14 protein-coding genes are annotated in these 17,839 nt (G+C 64.3%); 7 read left to right on the top strand and 7 right to left on the bottom strand.

Going from position 1 to position 17,839, the window contains the following annotated elements; translation table 11 throughout:
- Positions 1-63: 63 nt before the first annotated feature.
- A complete protein-coding gene (gene pcaG / locus SO156_RS37980; RefSeq protein WP_458148187.1) occupies positions 64-690 on the bottom strand; it encodes a protocatechuate 3,4-dioxygenase subunit alpha in 627 nt (208 codons plus the stop codon).
- A gap of 4 nt (positions 691-694) precedes the next feature.
- Entirely contained in the window at positions 695-1,495 is an 801-nt protein-coding gene (pcaH, locus tag SO156_RS37975) for a protocatechuate 3,4-dioxygenase subunit beta (protein ID WP_458148186.1), read from the bottom strand.
- Between the two features lie 92 nt (positions 1,496-1,587).
- On the opposite strand from pcaH, the gene SO156_RS37970 reads away from it, so the two are divergent.
- The 3 genes from SO156_RS37970 to SO156_RS37960 all read left to right on the top strand — a co-directional run bounded on the left by SO156_RS37970 (position 1,588) and on the right by SO156_RS37960 (position 6,082).
- Positions 1,588-2,517, top strand: coding sequence for a LysR family transcriptional regulator (locus SO156_RS37970; RefSeq protein ID WP_458148185.1), 930 nt, complete (start codon positions 1,588-1,590; stop codon positions 2,515-2,517).
- 68 nt (positions 2,518-2,585) lie between these two features.
- On the top strand, positions 2,586-3,890 hold the full coding sequence (gene pncB / locus SO156_RS37965; RefSeq protein ID WP_458148184.1) for a nicotinate phosphoribosyltransferase: 1,305 nt from the start codon (positions 2,586-2,588) through the stop codon (positions 3,888-3,890).
- 32 nt (positions 3,891-3,922) lie between these two features.
- A complete protein-coding gene (locus tag SO156_RS37960; protein ID WP_498538362.1) occupies positions 3,923-6,082 on the top strand; it encodes a putative bifunctional diguanylate cyclase/phosphodiesterase in 2,160 nt (719 codons plus the stop codon).
- 8 nt (positions 6,083-6,090) lie between these two features.
- Here SO156_RS37960 and SO156_RS37955 read toward each other — a convergent pair whose 3' ends face one another.
- Positions 6,091-6,615, bottom strand: a complete 525-nt coding sequence (locus SO156_RS37955) for a TetR/AcrR family transcriptional regulator (RefSeq protein ID WP_458148183.1) — start codon at positions 6,613-6,615, stop codon at positions 6,091-6,093.
- Positions 6,616-6,708: 93 nt separating this feature from the next.
- Here SO156_RS37955 and SO156_RS37950 point away from each other — a divergent pair, with 93 nt between their 5' ends.
- Both SO156_RS37950 and SO156_RS37945 read left to right on the top strand, forming a co-directional pair.
- A complete protein-coding gene (locus tag SO156_RS37950; protein WP_458148182.1) occupies positions 6,709-7,041 on the top strand; it encodes a hypothetical protein in 333 nt (110 codons plus the stop codon).
- Positions 7,042-7,227: 186 nt separating this feature from the next.
- Positions 7,228-10,632, top strand: a complete 3,405-nt coding sequence (locus SO156_RS37945; RefSeq protein ID WP_498538361.1) for an acyl-[ACP]--phospholipid O-acyltransferase — start codon at positions 7,228-7,230, stop codon at positions 10,630-10,632.
- A 151-nt stretch (positions 10,633-10,783) separates the two neighbouring features.
- On the opposite strand, the gene tcuB is transcribed toward SO156_RS37945, so the two are convergent.
- Together tcuB and tcuA are read right to left on the bottom strand one after the other, a co-directional pair.
- The gene (gene tcuB / locus SO156_RS37940; protein ID WP_498538360.1) at positions 10,784-11,884 is read right to left on the bottom strand and encodes a tricarballylate utilization 4Fe-4S protein TcuB; all 1,101 of its coding nucleotides are present in this window, start codon (positions 11,882-11,884) and stop codon (positions 10,784-10,786) included.
- The gene (gene tcuA / locus SO156_RS37935) at positions 11,871-13,262 is read right to left on the bottom strand and encodes an FAD-dependent tricarballylate dehydrogenase TcuA (RefSeq protein WP_498538359.1); all 1,392 of its coding nucleotides are present in this window, start codon (positions 13,260-13,262) and stop codon (positions 11,871-11,873) included. The genes tcuB and tcuA overlap by 14 nt, the downstream gene beginning before the upstream one ends.
- Positions 13,263-13,418: 156 nt before the next feature.
- Here tcuA and SO156_RS37930 point away from each other — a divergent pair, with 156 nt between their 5' ends.
- Both SO156_RS37930 and SO156_RS37925 read left to right on the top strand, forming a co-directional pair.
- Positions 13,419-14,099 (top strand): GntR family transcriptional regulator, encoded by a 681-nt coding sequence (locus tag SO156_RS37930; protein WP_458148178.1) that lies wholly within the window; start codon positions 13,419-13,421, stop codon positions 14,097-14,099.
- A gap of 120 nt (positions 14,100-14,219) precedes the next feature.
- Positions 14,220-14,456, top strand: a complete 237-nt coding sequence (locus SO156_RS37925) for a hypothetical protein (protein WP_498538358.1) — start codon at positions 14,220-14,222, stop codon at positions 14,454-14,456.
- Positions 14,457-14,487: 31 nt separating this feature from the next.
- Here SO156_RS37925 and ybaK read toward each other — a convergent pair whose 3' ends face one another.
- Both ybaK and fdhF read right to left on the bottom strand, forming a co-directional pair.
- A complete protein-coding gene (gene ybaK / locus SO156_RS37920; protein WP_458148176.1) occupies positions 14,488-14,961 on the bottom strand; it encodes a Cys-tRNA(Pro) deacylase in 474 nt (157 codons plus the stop codon).
- Positions 14,962-15,187: 226 nt separating this feature from the next.
- Positions 15,188-17,839: formate dehydrogenase subunit alpha (fdhF, locus tag SO156_RS37915; protein WP_498538357.1), on the bottom strand; the 2,652-nt coding region annotated here is incomplete at its 5' end.

Genomic DNA, 17,839 nt, shown 5'->3' with positions numbered 1-17,839 from the left:
CCTCAGCAAAAAAGCCGGCCTCACCATCCGATGAGGCCGGCCTTCGTGGGTTATGGAGGACTATCAGACGTCGAAGAACACGGTCTCCTCGGGCCCCTGTAGATTGATCGTGAAGGAGTACACGACCTTACCGGCGCGCTCGCTACGCTCAGCGATCAGGGTCGACCGCCGCACCGGCTGCTCGATCAGATTGAGTACGGGATCGGCGGCGTTGGCAGCCTCTTCATCCGAAAAATAGAGCCGCGTGTTCAGGCCGATATTGATGCCGCGGGCGACGATCCAGACAGTGACGTGCGGGGCACATTTGCGTCCCGCTTTATCCGTGATCGCGCCCGGCTTGATCGTCTCGAAGGTGATCAGCCCGCTCTCGAAATCCGAACCCGCGCGCCCCCAGCCGCGAAAGTCCTCGTCCAGTGCTCCGGCCGAGCGGTCGGCCGGATGGTTGTAGCGGCCGGCCGCATTGGCCTGCCAGATCTCCAGCAGCACGTCGCGCAGCGGCGTGCCGGTGCCGTCGAGCACGCGGCCCTCCAGCGTGATGCGCTCGCCCTTGGTGTTCGGCGTCACGAGCACGTTGGAGAAGTTCTTCTCAAAGATGTCGAAGCCGGCCATGCCAGGGATCAATCCGATATGGACGTAGGGCCCGGCGGTCTGGGAAGCGGTTTCCTTCAGGTAGTTGAGCGGCTGCGCCATGGCTTTAGTTTCCTTCCGGGCGATTTTCGAAATAGGTGGAGCGCGCCCCGCGCAGCACGACGTCGAAGCGGTAGGTGAGCGAGTCGAATGGCGTACTGGCATTGAGATCGAGCGGCGCGACGAGACGATCGAGCGCGTCCTTGTCCGGGATCGTCGTGAGGATCGGGCAGACCGGGATCAGGGGGTCGCCTTCGAAGTACATCTGGGTGATCAACCGCTGCGCAAAGCCCGAGCCGAATACCGAGAAGTGGATGTGCGCCGGGCGCCAGCTGTTGACGTAGTTGCGCCATGGATAGGGGCCGGGCTTGATGGTACGGAAGTAATAATAGCCGCTGTCGTCAGTCAGCGCGCGACCGCAGCCGCCGAAATTCGGATCGACCGGCGCCAGGTACGTGTCCTTCTTGTGCCGGTAGCGGCCGCCGGCATTGGCCTGCCAGAACTCGACCAGCGTGTTCGGTACGCCGCGGCCGGTCTCGTCGATCACCCGACCATGCACGATGATGCGCTCGCCGATGGGATCGCCGTCCTTGGCATAGTTGCGGATCAGGTCATTATCGAGCGGCCCGAGGTCGTTGTGACCGAATACGGGTCCAGTGATCTCAGAGAGCGAGTTCTCCAGCGAAAGCAGCGACTGGCGCGGTGAGCGCAGCACCGAGGATTTGTAGCCGGGCGCATGCGCCGGCGGGTGGATGGAACGGTCGCGCTGGAAGAAGCCGCCATCGCCAAGCGGCGGCGTGAACGGCTCTGGGCGATTGAGGCGGGCGGCGTCCTGTGCGGCTGCGATACGAGCGGCCTGGGCAGTCATCTGGCGTTGTCTCCCTCTGGCGCCCGATCTGGCGCGCGGCTTATCGGGAGAGGATGCGCCGACCTATTCTCAAGATAAATAGATGAATTATAATGTATCTCATGAAAGAAATCGATCATTTGGCCCTCGACGGCCATTCGCTGTCGCTGTTCCTCGCCGTGCTGGAAGAAGGTTCGGTGACGGGGGCCGCGACCCGGCTTGGCCTCACACAATCCGCCGTCAGCCATGGGTTGAAGAAGCTGCGGCGCATCGCCGGCGATCCCCTGTTCGCCAAATCCGGCCGCGGCATCGTCGCCACCGCGCACGCCCAGGCGCTGGCTGCCAAGGCGCGCGCGCTGATCGACGAGATGCGGAGCTTTGCCGGCGGTGTCACCTTCGAGCCGAAAGCGGCGCACCTGTCGCTGACGATCGCCGCCAATGACTTCCAGCGCGATCTGTTGCTGCCGCGCTTTTTCGGCCATGTCGCGGCCCAGGTGAAGAGCCTGAACCTGCGCGTGATCCCCTCGCAATCCCCCTCGCCTGCCATGTTGCGCGAAAACCGCTGCGACCTCCTGATCAGCCCGCTGCCGCCGTCCGGCATCGACATCGTGCAGAAGCGCCTGCTGCGAGATCACTACGTCTGCTACTACGACCGAACTGTCCGTTCGGCGCCGGCAACGCGCAATGCCTATCTCGACGCGCGCCACGTCACCGTGGTCTATACCGACAACGAACGGCTCGACTTCGACCGCAGGCTAGCGGCAAACGGTTTCCACCGCGACATCGCGATATCTGTGCCGAGCTTCTCCGGCGTGCCGTCCTTCCTGCGCCGCTCGGACATGCTGGCAAGCATGCCGAGCCTGCTTGCGGACGGTCTGATGCGCGACTTCGCGCATGTGCACATTCCGCTCACCTCACGCGCAAGGACACTCGCCGAGCTGCCGATGTTCATGGTCTGGCACCAGCGCTACCAGAAGGACCCGGCTCATCGCTGGATCCGCGGCCAGCTCGAGGCGGTGGCGACGACCGCCGCGGGGGCATGAACACGGAGTGGCCTGGCCCCCCGCCAAACCCACTGGTTGCGCCGCACCGGCCACGCTAGAATTCGGCCATGACCGTGACCGATATTGCGAGCCGAACCTATAACCACAGCTGGCGGCTGGACCCGATCGTCCGCAGCCTGCTCGATACCGATTTCTACAAGCTGTTGATGTTACAGATGATTCGGGAATTCTACCCGGATCAGAAGGTGACGTTTTCGGTCATCAACCGCTCGCGCCATGTGCGCCTTGCCGAGACCATCGACGAGGGCGAGCTGCGCGCACAGCTCGATCATGCCCGCACCATCCGCTTCACAAAGAAGGAGCTGATCTGGCTTGCCGGTAACACCTTCTACGGCAAGACCCACATGTTCTCGGCCGACTTCATCCGCTGGCTCGCCGAATTCCGCTTGCCCGAATACGAGCTGCGCAAGGTCGACGGCCAGTACGAGCTGCACTTCCACGGCCCATGGACCCACACAACGATGTGGGAGATCCCGGCGCTCGCGATCCTCAACGAGCTGCGCTCGCGCGCGGCGATCAAGGGCCGTGGCCGCTTCGAGCTCGACGTGCTCTACGCCCGCGCCAAGGCGAAGCTCTGGACCAAGGTCGAGCGGCTCCGCCAGCTCGAGAATCTTCGCCTGTCAGACTTCGGCACGCGCCGTCGCCACGGCTTCCTCTGGCAGCGCTGGTGCGTCGAGGCGGTGAAGGAAGGGCTCGGGCAATCCTTCATCGGCACCTCCAATGTCCTGCTCGCCATGGACAATGATCTCGAGGCGATCGGCACCAATGCGCACGAACTGCCGATGGTGGCGGCCGCGCTCGCCAAGGACGACGAGGAGCTGCGCTTTGCGCCCTATCGCATTCTCGACCAGTGGCGCCAGACCTATGGCGGCAACCTCCTGATCGCGCTGCCCGACGCTTTCGGCACCAAAGCCTTCCTGCGCGATGCGCCGGAATGGGTTGCCGACTGGACCGGCTTCCGCCCCGACAGCGCGCCGCCGATCCAGGCCGGCGAAGAGATCATCAAATGGTGGGAGAAGAAGGGCCGCAATCCCCGGGACAAGCTGCTCGTCTTTTCCGACGCGATGGATGTCGGATCGATCGAGGAAACATACCATCACTTCTCTGGCCGGGTGCGCCTCTCCTTCGGCTGGGGCACCAACCTCACCAATGATTTCGTCGGCTGCCCGCCCGACGGTTCGGTCAACCTCGATCCGATCTCGCTCGTCTGCAAGGTGACGTCGGTCGACGGACGTCCGGCCGTCAAACTGTCTGACAATCCGGAGAAGGCAACCGGAATGCCGTCCGAGATCGAACGTTACTTGCGCGTGTTCGGCGATGCCGGCCGCGTGCGCAAGGCCGTGCTGGTCTGACGCCTCGCGGAACTGCGGGAGCGTTCCATCGGATGAATTGCGCCTGGAGAATCCGCGGCGCGCGCCAGCATGTTACCGACAAGTTCCGGCCTCGCGGTATTTTCGTCGATCTCCTGCCGCAGGTTTCACAGCGCATTTACCGTCATCTCTGTTCCGTGATCAGGCTGGTCTCGCCGTTCGTCGCGGTGGTGCTGCTGCAAGCGGCCGTTGCCGGCGTCAGCCTCATGTCGTCGGTTCGCGCCTATGTTGCGGGCGAAGCGATGTGGTCGCGCTCGCAGAAGAACGCGGTCTATTTCCTCAATCTCTATCTGCATTCGGGCGAGCCGGAACTGTTCCAGCAGTATCAGGCCTCGCTCGCCGTTCCCATCGGCGATGAATTTGGACGATGGGCGCTCGAACGCGACCCGGTCGACGTCGAGACCGCCCGCATTGGATTCCTCCAGGGCGGCAACCATCCGGACGACATCCCCGGAATGATCTGGCTGTTCCGCCACTTCAGCGGCGTCAGCTTCTTCAACGCGGCGATCCGGGAATGGACCGCTACCGATCCCATGCTGCTGGAGCTCAGCGTGTTCGGCGAGGCGATTCAGGCGGAGCTGAAAAATGGCGCACCGCCGGACGACGCCCGGCTGCAAGTGCTGTCGTCGCGCCTGTCGGAACTGAACCGGCAGTTCACCGCGCACGCCATCCGCTTCTCCACCGTGCTCGGCGAAGGCTCACGCACGATCAAACTGATCCTGACCTTCGTGAACATCACGACGGCCGCGATCCTGATCCTGCTCCTGGCCTGGCACACCCGCCGCCTGGTGTTGCAACGACAATCGTTCGAGGACGCGCGGCGTGCCGAGAAGGAGCGCCTGGCGTGGCAGGCCTCGCACGACTGGCTGACCGGACTTGCCAACCGGCGCGCCTTCGAAGCATGCCTGAAGCGCGAGCTGCGCAGGCTCGGCGCCGGCGACGCACCGCTGGCGCTGTTCCTGCTCGATCTCGACCAGTTCAAGGTCGTCAACGATACGTGCGGCCATCCCGCCGGCGACCGCCTGCTGCGCGATGTCGCAAACCTGCTGCAACGCCATGGCAAATCCTCCGACGTCGTCGCGCGTCTCGGTGGTGACGAGTTCGGACTGATCGTCCGCGGCTGCACCGCGTTCGCGGCGGCCGACCGCGCCGAGCAGCTCCGGGGTGCGATCGAGAAGTTCTCCTTCAACCGGGGGGAACGGACCTTTGCCGTGACCGCGAGCATCGGCCTTGCCTGCATCTCGGGCGCGCAGATTGCCGTCGAGGAAGCGCTGCGGCAGGCCGACGTCGCCTGCTACGGCGCGAAGGAGAAGGGACGAAACCGTATCCAGCTCTATCATTCACGCGACGTCGAGCTTTTGCAGCGCGTCGACGAGATGACCTGGGTGCACCGGATTCAGGAGGCGCTCGACAACGACCGCTTCTGCCTCTACGCGCAAGAGATCGCGCCGCTGCAGGAGAAGAATCCCGCTGGCCGCCATGTCGAATTGCTGCTGCGCCTGAAAGATCCTTCGGGACGGATCATCCCACCGAGCGAGTTCATTCCCGCCGCGGAGCGCTACGGGCTGATGACGCTGATCGACCGCTGGGTGGTGCGCGATGCCTTCCGGCGTCTCGCGGAGAGCCTGCGCGAGCCGCAGGCCACGGTGATCGCGACCTGCTCCATCAATCTCTGCGGCCAGACCTTTGCCGACGAAGGTTTCGTCGAGTTCGTCCAGGAGCAGCTCCGCGCCAACCGCATTCCCGCCGACATCATCTGCTTCGAGATCACCGAGACCAAGGCGATCTCGAATCTGGACTGGGCAAGCCATTTCATCTCCGCGCTCAGGCGCACCGGCTGCCGCTTCGCGCTCGACGATTTCGGCAGCGGCATGTCGTCCTTCGGCTATCTGAAGAGGCTGCCGATCGACTATCTCAAGATCGACGGCGGCTTCGTCCGGGACGTTCTGACCGATCGGGTCGACCGCGCAATGGTCGAGATGATCGACCGCGTCGGCAAGATCATGGGCATCCGCACCATCGCCGAGTTCGTCGAGACTGCCGCCATCCTGGAGGCCGTGCGCAGCATCGGCATCGATTATGCGCAAGGTTACGCCATCGGGCCCCCGCGGCCGTTCGATGCGGCATTCTTCGAGATCGCCGCCGCCGAGCCGCGGCGGCGCGAGGTGGCGTGAGGCACCGCTCAATCGTTCGGCGAGCGAACCGGCACGATGCCGAGGCCGGCAAGCTGGGTGTCGACGAATTGCGCGACCTGCTGGCGCAAGTTCTGCGGCGGCACGGCGACCATGCGCTCTTCGAGACCGAGCGAGATGATCCCGTGCACCGCGGAGAACAGGATGCGCGATAACAGCGCGATCCGCTCCTGGTCCCAATCGGGCAAGAGGCGCACCAGCGGGGGATGCATCAGTGCGAAAGCCTGCATGACCATGATGAGGATGTCCTCGGGAAATGGGCGATCATCCTCCATTCGATGCTCGAACAGCGACCGCAGCAGGTTCGCGTGCTCGGTGGCGAATTCGAGATAGGCCGCCGCCAGTCCGTGGAGCTGGCTGATCGAGTCGTCCGCCGGGACCGCCCCAAGGCGCTCAGTCAGCGCCTGCACGGTCTCCCGGTTAACGGTCAGGATCAGCCCATCGAAGTCGCCGAACTCGTTATAGACGCTGCCGATCGAGCAGTCGGCAGCCTCCGCGACGTCACGAACTTTCAATGATATCAAACCCTTAGAAGAAATTATCGCGCGGGCAATGGTCAGCATCAACCGCCGCCTGACGCCCTTCTTGCGGTCACGTAAAGATTTTTCTTGAGCATTGCTCACGTTTCTGGTATCCATTTTGAACATTGTTCAATTACCTTGGAGATCTGCAAAATGCAAACCCTCGCTGTTGATATCGCGACCACCTTCGTTGAAGACGCCGCGGCTCTCGTCCTCGGCCTCGGCCGGACCGTCCTCCGTGTGTTGATGGCCCCGATCGATCGCATCGCGAATGCCTGTGACATTGCGGGCGTGCTCGCCGAGCGCCGCGCGGCGTTCCGGATGTGGCGTGAAAGCCGGGAGCGCGCCCGGCGCGAAGGCCGCAGGCTGAGCCTGTTCCGCCATATCTCGCCGTTCCGCCACTTCTCCAATCTGACCTGAGGCCATGGGGCCGGACCGGGTGTCCGCTCGCTCGAATGCAGGAGCCCGTGTCAACAAAACGATCACCATGTCCAGATATTCGAGCCTCTCACGCGAGCATCGGCGGTGCGGTTCAACCTTTCCTATGGGTCTTCGCGGTATCCCCGGGCTGCAACCTCAGGCTGACATTTTGAAACAGGACTAGTCATGATCAGGCAATTGATGACTTCACGCCGTTTCGCGCCGCTGTTCGGGGCGCAATTCTTCTCGGCGCTCAATGACAATGTGCTCAAGAATGCACTCGTCCTCATCCTGCTGTACGGGGCTGCGAGCGGACACGGCGACGCGCTCGTGACGGTCGCCGGCGCAGTGTTCATCTTCCCTTATTTCATCCTGTCGGGCCTCGGCGGCGAACTCGCCGACCGGTACGTCAAGTCGGTGGTCGCGCGACGGCTCAAATTCGCCGAGATCTTTGCTGCATGCTTTGCCGCCGCGGGCTTCTTCCTGCATTCGGTCCCGCTGCTGTTCGCGGCGCTTGCGCTGTTCGGCGTCATCGCCGCACTGTTCGGGCCGGTGAAATACGCCATGCTTCCCGATCAGCTCGAGATCGGCGAGCTCGCAACCGGCAACGCGCTGGTGGAAGGCGCGACCTTCATGGCGATCCTGCTCGGCACGGTCGCTGGCGGCCAGTTCGTGGCAGGCTCCTCGCACATGGGCCTCGTTGCTTCCGCCGTTGTCGTGCTCGCGCTGTTGTCCTGGGCGTTCGCCTCCCGCATTCCGGCCACCACGCCGTCCGCGCCCGAGCTTCCTATCACCGCCAATCCCTGGACCTCGACCTTCGGCCTGCTGAAAAACCTCTACGCGGAACGCAGGCTCTGGGACGGCACGGTGATCGTGTCCTGGTTCTGGCTGGTCGGTGCCGTTGTGCTGTCGCTGTTGCCCGCACTGGTGAAGGATGTGGTCGGCGGCACCGAAGGTGTGGTGACGCTGTGCCTCGCCGTCTTCGCGATTGGCATTGCTGCGGGCTCTCTCTTTGCGGCAAGTCTGAGCCATGAGCGTCCGAACCTCGCGCTGGTGCCGATCGGCGCCATCATCATGGGAATCGTCGGTCTCGATCTCGCCTGGGCCATCGGCATCGCCGCGCAGGGCCACGACATCTCGCCCCTCGCGTTCGCGAGCTCCGTTTCAGGTGCGCGCATGCTGTTCGACTTCGCACTGTTCGCCTTTGCCGGCGGACTGTTCGTCGTTCCCTCCTTCGCCGCCGTGCAGGCCTGGTCTGCTCCGTCCGAGCGCGCCCGCGTGATTGCCGCCGGCAACGTGCTCCAGGCCGCCTTCATGGTGGTCGGCTCGCTGTTCGTCGCGCTGCTCCAGTCGGCTGGCCTTCACATCGGCTGGATCTTCTTCGGCCTCGGCATCGCGAGCTTTGGCTCGGTGTGGTTCGTGCTGAAAAAATGGGGCAAGGAAGGCGTGCGCGATTTCGGCGCGCTGCTGTTCCGGGCGCTTTTCCGCACCGAGGTTCGGGGGCTCGAGAATCTGCCGCCGGCCGGCACGCGCATGCTGATCGCGCCGAACCATGTCAGCCTGATCGACGGCCCGCTATTGCATGCGATCCTGCCGATCGACGCCTGCTTCGCCGTCGACACCGGAATCTCGAAGGCGTGGTGGGCAAAGCCCTTCCTCAAGATGATCCGGCACTACACCATGGATCCGACCAAGCCGCTGGCAGCGCGCGATCTCGTCAAGCTGGTCGCCGCCGGAGAACCGGTCGTGATCTTTCCGGAAGGCCGTATCACGGTCTCCGGCTCGCTCATGAAGGTCTATGACGGCACCGCGATGATCGCCGACAAGGCCGACGCGGTCGTCGTGCCCGTTCGCATCGAGGGGGCGCAGCGCTCGAGCCTCAGCTATCTCAAGAATGGCGAGATCAAGCGCTCGTGGTTTCCCAAGGTGACCGTCTCGATCCTGCCGCCGGTGAAGTTGCAGGTCGATCCGGCGCTGAAGGGCAAGATCCGCCGCAACGCCGCGGGCGCCGCACTCCAGGACGTCATGATCGATGCCATCGTCAAGACGGCGATGCTCGACCAAACCCTGTTCGAGGGCCTGGCGCACGCGCATCGCGACCGCGACACCGGTAAGCCGGTGATCGAGGACGCGCTGGGCACCAAGCTGACCTATCGCAAGCTGATCCTCGGTGCGCAGGTGTTGAGCCGCAAGCTCGAAGCCGGCACCGCTGTCGGCGAGAATGTTGGCGTGCTGCTGCCGAATTCAGCAGGCGTAGCGGTCGTCTTCATGGCGCTGCAGACTATCGGACGCGTGCCGGCGATGCTGAATTTCTCGGCCGGTCCCGTCAACGTGCTCGCGGCAATGAAGGCAGCGCGAGTCCGCACCGTGCTGACCTCAAGGGCCTTCATCGAGAAGGGCAAGCTCGACAAGCTGATGGCTGCGATCTCGGCTGAGGCCCGCGTCGTCTATCTCGAGGATGTCCGCGCCTCGATCGGTGCGATCGACAAGGTCAAGGGTCTTCTTGCTGGTACTGCGCCGCGCGTCGCCCGCGAGGCGAACGATCCGGCCGTCGTACTGTTCACGTCGGGCTCGGAGGGCACGCCCAAGGGCGTGGTGCTGTCCCATCGCAACATCCTCGCGAATGCGGCGCAGGCGCTGGCGCGGGTCGATGCCAATGCCAACGACAAGGTGTTCAACGTGCTGCCGGTGTTCCATTCCTTCGGATTGACCGGCGGAATGATGATGCCGCTGCTCGCGGGAATTCCGATCTACATGTATCCCTCGCCGCTGCACTACAGGATCGTGCCGGAGTTGATCTACCAGACCGGCGCCACCATCCTGTTCGGCACCGATACGTTCCTCACCGGCTATGCGCGCTCGGCGCATGCCTACGACTTCCGCACGCTGCGCCTGGTGCTGGCTGGCGCAGAAGCGGTGAAGGACCGCACGCGCCAGGTCTTCATGGAGCGCTACGGCATCCGCATCCTCGAGGGATATGGCGTGACAGAAACGGCACCGGTGCTGGCCATGAACACGCCGATGGCGAACCGCCCGGGAACGGTCGGACGCCTGTCGCCGCTGATGGAATACCGCCTCGACCCGGTCCCCGGCATCGAGGAAGGTGGCCGCCTCTCGGTGCGCGGACCGAACGTCATGCTCGGCTATCTCCGGGCGGAGAAGCCAGGTGTGCTCGAGCCGCTGGCCGACGGCTGGCATGATACTGGCGATATCGTAGCAATCGACGCCGCCGGCTTCATCGCCATCAAGGGACGCGCCAAACGTTTTGCCAAGATCGCAGGCGAAATGGTCTCGCTTTCGGCCGTCGAGGCGATGGCAACTGCAGTGTGGCCGCAGGCCATCTCGGTTGCCGTGTCGATCCCCGACCAGCGCAAGGGCGAGCGCATCGTTCTGCTCACGACGGAGAAACACGCCGAACGCAGCGCGCTACAGCTCCAGGCCAAGGCGACCGGCGCGTCAGAACTCGCGGTTCCCGGCACAATCCATGTCGTCGACAAGGTGCCGCTGCTCGGCACCGGCAAGACTGACTATGTTGCGGCGACCGCGATGGCCCGCGAGCTCACCTCGACGCCGGAGCGTGAGGTTGCGTGAAAAACGGGGAGCCTGAAACAGGCACCGCGCGACCGTCGGGAGTCATTCTGCTCCACGGCATCGCGCGGACCTCTCGTTCAATCGTGGGAAACAGCTTGCGATCGAGAAAACCATCGCCTTCCTGCGCAACGATCGCTTCGGACCGACGTGATCACGCCGCGGTCCGCCGCTCCTGCGCGTAGCGCACCAAGGCCGCGAAGCGGTAGATACCGTGCACGAACTTGCCATAGGGCATGGTGATGAACAGCGCGAACACCGCGCCGAGATGCAGCGCCAGCAGCGGCCCCATCGCGGCGGTCTCACGCAGGACCAGCAGCGCGAGGCCAGTGATGCCGGTCAGGCACAGCATGGCAATGAAGCCGACATCCATGCCGAAGCGGCTCTCATCCAGCAGTGCAGCATCGCGGTCTCTCTTGGCAACAAGGAGCCCGATCGGTCCGGCGACGAGGCCGATGCCGCCGAGCGTACCCAGCACGACCGGCAAATCCCACCACGGATAAGGCGCCTCGCGTCCCAGCAGATAATGATAGAGCGTGCCGACGCATGTCGCGGCGAAGCACAAGAGGAAGCCGTAGAATGTGAGGTGATGGTAGCGCTTGCGTCGGTCGGTCGGCCGGTCGTCCTCATTGTAGCAGCCGACCCCGCCGCCATGCAGATAGCGGAGCTCGCCGGCATCGCGGATCGCCTGAAAGATCGAGCCACCATCCGCGCGGCCGCCGATCGGCGCGCCGATGTCGCGCCAGAACGCGCGAACGCTCATCACCAGCGCCAGGATCGCGTAAAGGAACGCGGCACCGAACAGTGCCGCCATCGCGTTGTGCGGCATCAGCCTGTAGAAGGCACCGGGGCCAGTGTGGATGCCGAACAGCACGTCACGGTCGTGCGCGGCAGCAAAGCCGAGGATGAACACAGCCATGCTGATCGCAGCCATGACGCTGATGACGAGACCGTTGCGCGCGAACACGCCGGACAACGCCCGCGGCCAGGCATAGGCCGTATAGGACTCCGCGCGGGCGACGGCGAGCGTCTTCGGGACGTTGACATTGAACTCGTGCGGCGGCGAAAACTGACAATCGACGTAGCAGGCACCGCAGGCATGGCAGAGATTGGCGAGGTAGTTGAGGTCGCCGTCGGAGAACGCGCGGCGCATCTCCATCGCGGGAAACACCGCGCACAGGCCCTCGCAGTAGCGGCAGGAATTGCAGACCGTCATCAGACGGTCGGCTTCGTCAAGAATCCTAGTTCCGTGCATGTTTCGCCGCTTCCCGTCCTGCGATCCGCCCGAATACGCTGCCGATGGTCATGCCGATGCCCGCCGCATAGCCCTTGCCCAGCACATTGCCGGCCATGATCTCGCCGGCCGCGAACATGTTGGCCGATGGCTTGCCGTCCTTCATCAACATGCGTGCCTCCTTGGTGACACGCGTGCCGAGATAGGTGAAGGTGATGCCGGGGCGCACCGGATAGGCGAGATAGGGCGGCGTCTCGATCCGCCGCGCCCAATGCGTCTTCGGCGGCGCGATGCCCTCTGTGCGGCAGTCGTCGAGGATGGTGTGGTCGAAAGTGCCGGGCCGCACCGCAGCGTTGAAGTCGGTGACGGTCTTTTCCAGTGCGAGCGGATCGAGATCGAGCTTGCCGGCGAGCTCGGCAACCGTCTGCCCCGCAATCGGCGGAAACAGCGTCGGCATGAAACTCGTGACGACGGTCGAGTCGAAGATGATGTAGGCGATCTGGTCCGGCTGTGCCGCGACCAGCCGGCCCCAGATCGCGTAACGCTTCGGCCAGATGTCCTCACCCTCATCGTAGAAGCGCTGCGCGTGCTTGTTGACGACGATGCCGAACACGACGGAGTCGTGCCGTGTGATGATGCCGCCGTCGAATTTCGGCGCCCGCGCATCGATCGCGACCGCGTGGCACTGGGTGGGATCGCCGACCTCCTGCACGCCCTTGGCAAGCAGCATCTTCAGGATGGAGCCGCGGTTATAGGGCGTGCCGCGGATCAGAAAATTGTCGGCGGCATCGCCCCAGTATTCCTTCAGCCATTCGATATTGGCCTCGAAGCCGCCTGCAGCGGCGACCAGCGACGTCGCGCGGATCTCGGCTAGCCCATCGATCGGCCGCTTCAGACTCGCGGCCAGAAACATGCCGTCCTCGATCACGAGATCGATGACCTCGGCATCATAGTGGATCTCGACGCCGAGCTGCTCGGCGGTCAGATACAGGGCATTCAGCATCGCCCGGCCGCCGCCGAGGAAGAAGGAATTGGTGCGGCCGAGGCTGAGGGTGCCGCCGAGCGAGGGTTGCCAGCGCACGCCCTGCTCCACGATCCAGTTCAGGATGTTCTTGGACTCCCGGATCATGTGACGCGCCAGCTCCTCGTCGGTCTGCCCGCCCGTCACCAGCAGCAGGTCCTTCCAGAACTCTTCTTCAGTGTAGGGGCCTGTCAGGATCTCGGTCGCCGCGTCATGGGCGCAGCGCATGTTGCGGGTGTGGCGGGTGTTGCCGCCGCGATAGAATTTCGGCGCGCCTTCGAGCACGATGACCGAGGCGCCGCCGCGCCGCGCGGCGATCGCCGCGCAGAGCGCCGCATTGCCGCCGCCGATCACCAGCACATCGTATTTTTTGCTCATGCCGCCTGCCAGGTGGGACGCCAAGTTAGAGACATTCTGCCCGCCGGCTGCCGTGGTCAACTGGCAGTCATTGCGTACTTTTGTATACAAAGATATACATTGGTTGCGCAAGCCGCATCTCTTCATGGACGGGAGCGCGTTGTATTTCGAGGGGACATGGCCAGACGCGCGGCAAAGGCAGGCGGATCGATCAATCGCGGCTCCGGCGTGGCGCTTGGCGAGGCCGTGTTCCGCTCGCTGTGCGAGGCACTCCAGGCCGGCAGCTACCGCGCTGGCGATCGCTTGCGGGAGGAGGAGGTCGCGCAGCGGCTCAACGTCAGCCGCACGCCGGTGCGCGAAGCACTGGGGCGGCTCGCCGCGCGCGGCTTCGTGCAGCCGGCCGCGGGCCGCGGGCTGATCGTCCGCGATCTCGACATTTCCGAGGTGCTCGAGCTTTACGCCATGCGCGAGATCCTGGAGGGTGCGGCCGCCCGGCTTGCCGCCGCGCACGCCTCGCGCCCCGAGATCGACGCAATGACGGATATCGAGCAGGCCTTTACCGAACACTCCGGCGACGCTGCCGAAATGGCCAGGCTCAACCGCGCCTTCCACGAGGCGGTGTGCCGCGCCGCGCGCAACCGCTATCTCGACAACGCGTCGAAGGAGTTACAGGACTGGATCGCGCTTCTCGGCCCGACCACGTTCTCGGTCACCGGCCGGCCCTCGACCAGCCACAGGGAGCATCAGGCGATCGTCAATGCCATCGCCGCCCGCGATGGCGACAAGGCCGAAAAACTGGCGCGCGCGCATATTCGCGAAGCGCTGCGGTGCCGACTGAAGCTCTTGCAGAAACAATAGCGGAACGTCATCGAACGATAGATCACGAAACCTTGTGGGAATGAGATCGCGGCCACCGCGATCTCAGGGATGTACGGCAGGCTATCGGAGCCTGCTGGAACTGTTGCAAGGAGAACTCCCATGACTGCCCGCAAGATGCACGCCGCTGTCCTGGCACTGGCAGCGCTCGTGGTCGGCACAGTTGCATTTGCCGCTCCAGTTGCGGTAACGGCTCGAACAATCGATGGCGCGCGCGTTGAGCCGACGCGGCCAGCCGAACATGCCTATCGGACCCGCGAGATGCCTGCATCGCACATCCGCGCGCCGCAACCTTCCGACCATCCCGACGGGACATTCCCGTTCATATGGCTCGGATGATCGGGCAGGTACCGGTTTGGTCTCGCGCTGATCAGGCGAGCACATCCGCGGCCGTCGCCTTCAATACGTCACGCACGTCGCGCGGGCTGAGCCGCACCTGCAAGCCGCGCTGTCCGCCATTGACGTAGACGAGGTCGTGCGCGAGCGCGCCCTCGTCGATGATGGTCTTCACCGCGCGCCGTTGCCCGAACGGGCTGATGCCGCCGACCTTGAAACCGGTGACGCGCTCGGCCTCGAGCGGCTTCATCATCTGCGCCGACTTTCCGCCGGCGGCGGCCGCGAGCTTCTTCATCGAGACTTCCCGGTCGGAAGCAACGACGACGCAAACCGGCCTGCCATCGACGAGCGCCATCAGCGTCTTCAACACCCGCGCCGGATCTTCGCCTAGCGCGGCAGCGGCCTGAAGCCCGATGCTCTCGGCGTCGGGATCATAGTCATAGGCGTGGACGGTGAAGGATACGGAGGCGGCACTAAGCGCGCGTGTGGCGGGGGTGACTTTGGACATGCGCGCATGATCTAGCACCGTCATTGCGAGGAGCGAAGCGACGTGAACCGTAAGGGCACACGCCCTCCACACTCGCGCTGTCATCGCGCGACTTGACCGGGCGATCCAGTACGCCGCGGCAGTCGTTGTGAATCTCGAAGCCTCTGGAATACTGGATGCCCCGCTTTCACGGGGCATGACAGCGGTCGGTACGGCGAGCATCGCCCGCGATGAGAGGAGTATACCCCTACTCCGCCGCGTCGCGCATCGCGACGCGCTCCGCCCTTGCGGCACAGAACTTGAACTCGGGGATCTTGCCGAAGGGATCGAGCGCCGGGTTGGTGAGAAGGTTGGCGGCAGCTTCCGCGTAGCAGAACGGCATGAACACCATATTCTCCGGCACGTCGCGGTCTGAGCGGACCTTGACCTCGACCGCGCCACGGCGGGTTTCCAGGCGAATGAAGTCGCCGGGCGCGAGCTTCTTCTTGCGCATGTCCTTCGGCGACATGAAGGCCACCGCCTCCGGCTCGATCTGGTCGAGCACCTGCGCGCGGCGCGTCATCGAGCCGGTGTGCCAGTGCTCGAGCACGCGGCCGGTCGATAGCACCATCGGATATTCGTCGTCCGGCAACTCGTCCGGCGGAATCACCTTGGCCGGCACGATCTTGCCGCGACCGCTCGCGGTCGGAAAGCCCGTGGTGAAAATGATCTCGTTGCCGGGCTTGTCGGGAGCGTCTGCCGGATAGGTCACGGCACCTTCGCGCACCAGCCGCTCCCAGCTGATGTTCTTCAGCGACGGCATCAGCTCCGCCATCTCGGTATAGACTTCACCGGGACCGGAATAATTCCACGGCAAGCCCATCCGCTTGCCGATCTCCTGGATGATCCAGAGATCTTGCCGCGCATCGCCCGGCGGCTTGATCACCTGGCGCGCGAGTTGAACGCGCCGATCCGTGTTCGTGAAAGAGCCGTCCTTTTCGGCAAACGCCGAGGCCGGCAGGATGACGTCGGCGTGGAACGCGGTCTCCGTGACGAAGAGATCCTGCACCACGAGATGATCCAACATCGCCAGCGCCTGGCGCGCATGCTGGAGATCGGGATCGGACATCGCGGGGTTCTCGCCCTCGACATACATGCCCGTGATCTCGCCGGCGTGGATCGCGTTCATGATCTCGACGACGGTCAGGCCGCGCACGGGATCGAGCTCCTGCCCCCACAGCTTCTCGAAATTGCCGCGCATGTCGTCACGGCCGACCGGCTGGTAGTCGGGCAGGAACATCGGGATCAGACCGGCATCGGATGCACCCTGAACGTTGTTCTGGCCGCGCAGCGGATGCAGGCCGGTGCCGGGACGGCCAACCTGGCCAGTGATCAGCGCGAGCGCGATCAGGCAGCGAGCATTGTCGGTGCCGTGAACGTGCTGGCTGATGCCCATGCCCCAGAAGATGATCGCGGATTTTGCACGCGCATAGGTTCGGGCGACCTCGCGCAGCGTCTGCGCCGGGATGCCGCAGATCGGCGCCATCTTCTCCGGCGTGAATTCCTTGATCTTCTCCTTCAGATCCTCAAAGCCCTCGGTGTAACCCGCGATATACTGGTCGTCGGTCAAGCCTTCGGTGATGATCGTATTGATCATCGCATTGAGCATGGCAACGTCTGCGCCCGGCTTGAACTGCAAATGCTTGGTCGCGTGACGCGACAACGTTTGCCGACGGGGATCCATGACGAAGAGCTTTGCGCCCTTCTTGGCCGCGTTCTTGATGTAGGTCGCCGCGACCGGGTGATTCACCGTCGGGTTGGCGCCGATTACCCAGATGACTTCCGCATCCATTGCGGCCGCGAACGGCGCCGACACCGCGCCCGAGCTCAAACCTTCGAACAGCGCCGCGACCGAGGAGGCGTGGCACAGCCGCGTACAATGGTCGACATTGTTCGAGCCGAAGCCGGTGCGCACCAACTTCTGGAATAGATAGGCCTCTTCGTTCGAGCCTTTCGCCGAGCCGAATCCCGCGAGCGCCTTGACGCCCTTCTCGTCGCGAATCTTGACCAGGCCCTTGGCCGCGATGTCGAGCGCTTCCTCCCACGAGGCTTCGCGGAAATGGGTGAAGGGGTTGGCGGGATCGACCTGGTCGTTGGCGTCCTTCTTCGCATTCGGCAGCCGCACCAGCGGCTTCGTCAGGCGATGCGGATGATGAATGTAGTCGAAGCCGAACCGGCCCTTGACGCAAAGGCGGTTGTGATTGGCCGGGCCGTCGCGACCCTCGGCATAGATCACCTTCTCGTCCTTGACCTCGTAGGTCACCTGGCAGCCGACACCGCAGAATGGGCAGAGCGAATCGACCTTCCTGTCGGCATAGGTGACGCGGGTCTGGTTCTCGTCGAGCATCACGGCGGGCATCAGAGCGCCGGTTGGGCAGGCCTGCACGCATTCGCCGCAGGCCACGCAGGTGGACTCGCCCATTGGATCGTCGAAGTCGAACACGATCTTGGCGCTGGCATTGCGGTAGGCCATGCCGATGACGTCGTTGACCTGGACCTCGCGGCAGGCGCGCACGCACAGGCCGCACTGGATACAGGCGTCGAGATTGACGCGCATCGCCGGATGGCTGGCGTCGGTCTCCCAGCGCTCGGCAGCCGGAAAGCGGCTCTCGGTGACGCCTGTCGTTTCGGCCCAGTGCCAGAATTTCGAGTCGGGATCGTGCGAGGTCTCGCGCGCCGGCTGGTCGGCAACGAGCAGCTCCATCACCATCTTCTGCGCTGCGACCGCGCGGGCGCTCTCGGTCTTCACCTTCATGCCGACCGACGGCGTGCGTTTGCAGGACGCAGCAAGCACGCGCTCGCCCTCGATTTCGACCATGCAGGCGCGGCAATTACCGTCGGGCCGGTAGTCGGGCGCCGG

This window comes from Bradyrhizobium sp. UFLA05-125 (genome assembly GCF_059803515.1).
This window is presented reverse-complemented; position numbering and strand designations above follow the sequence as displayed.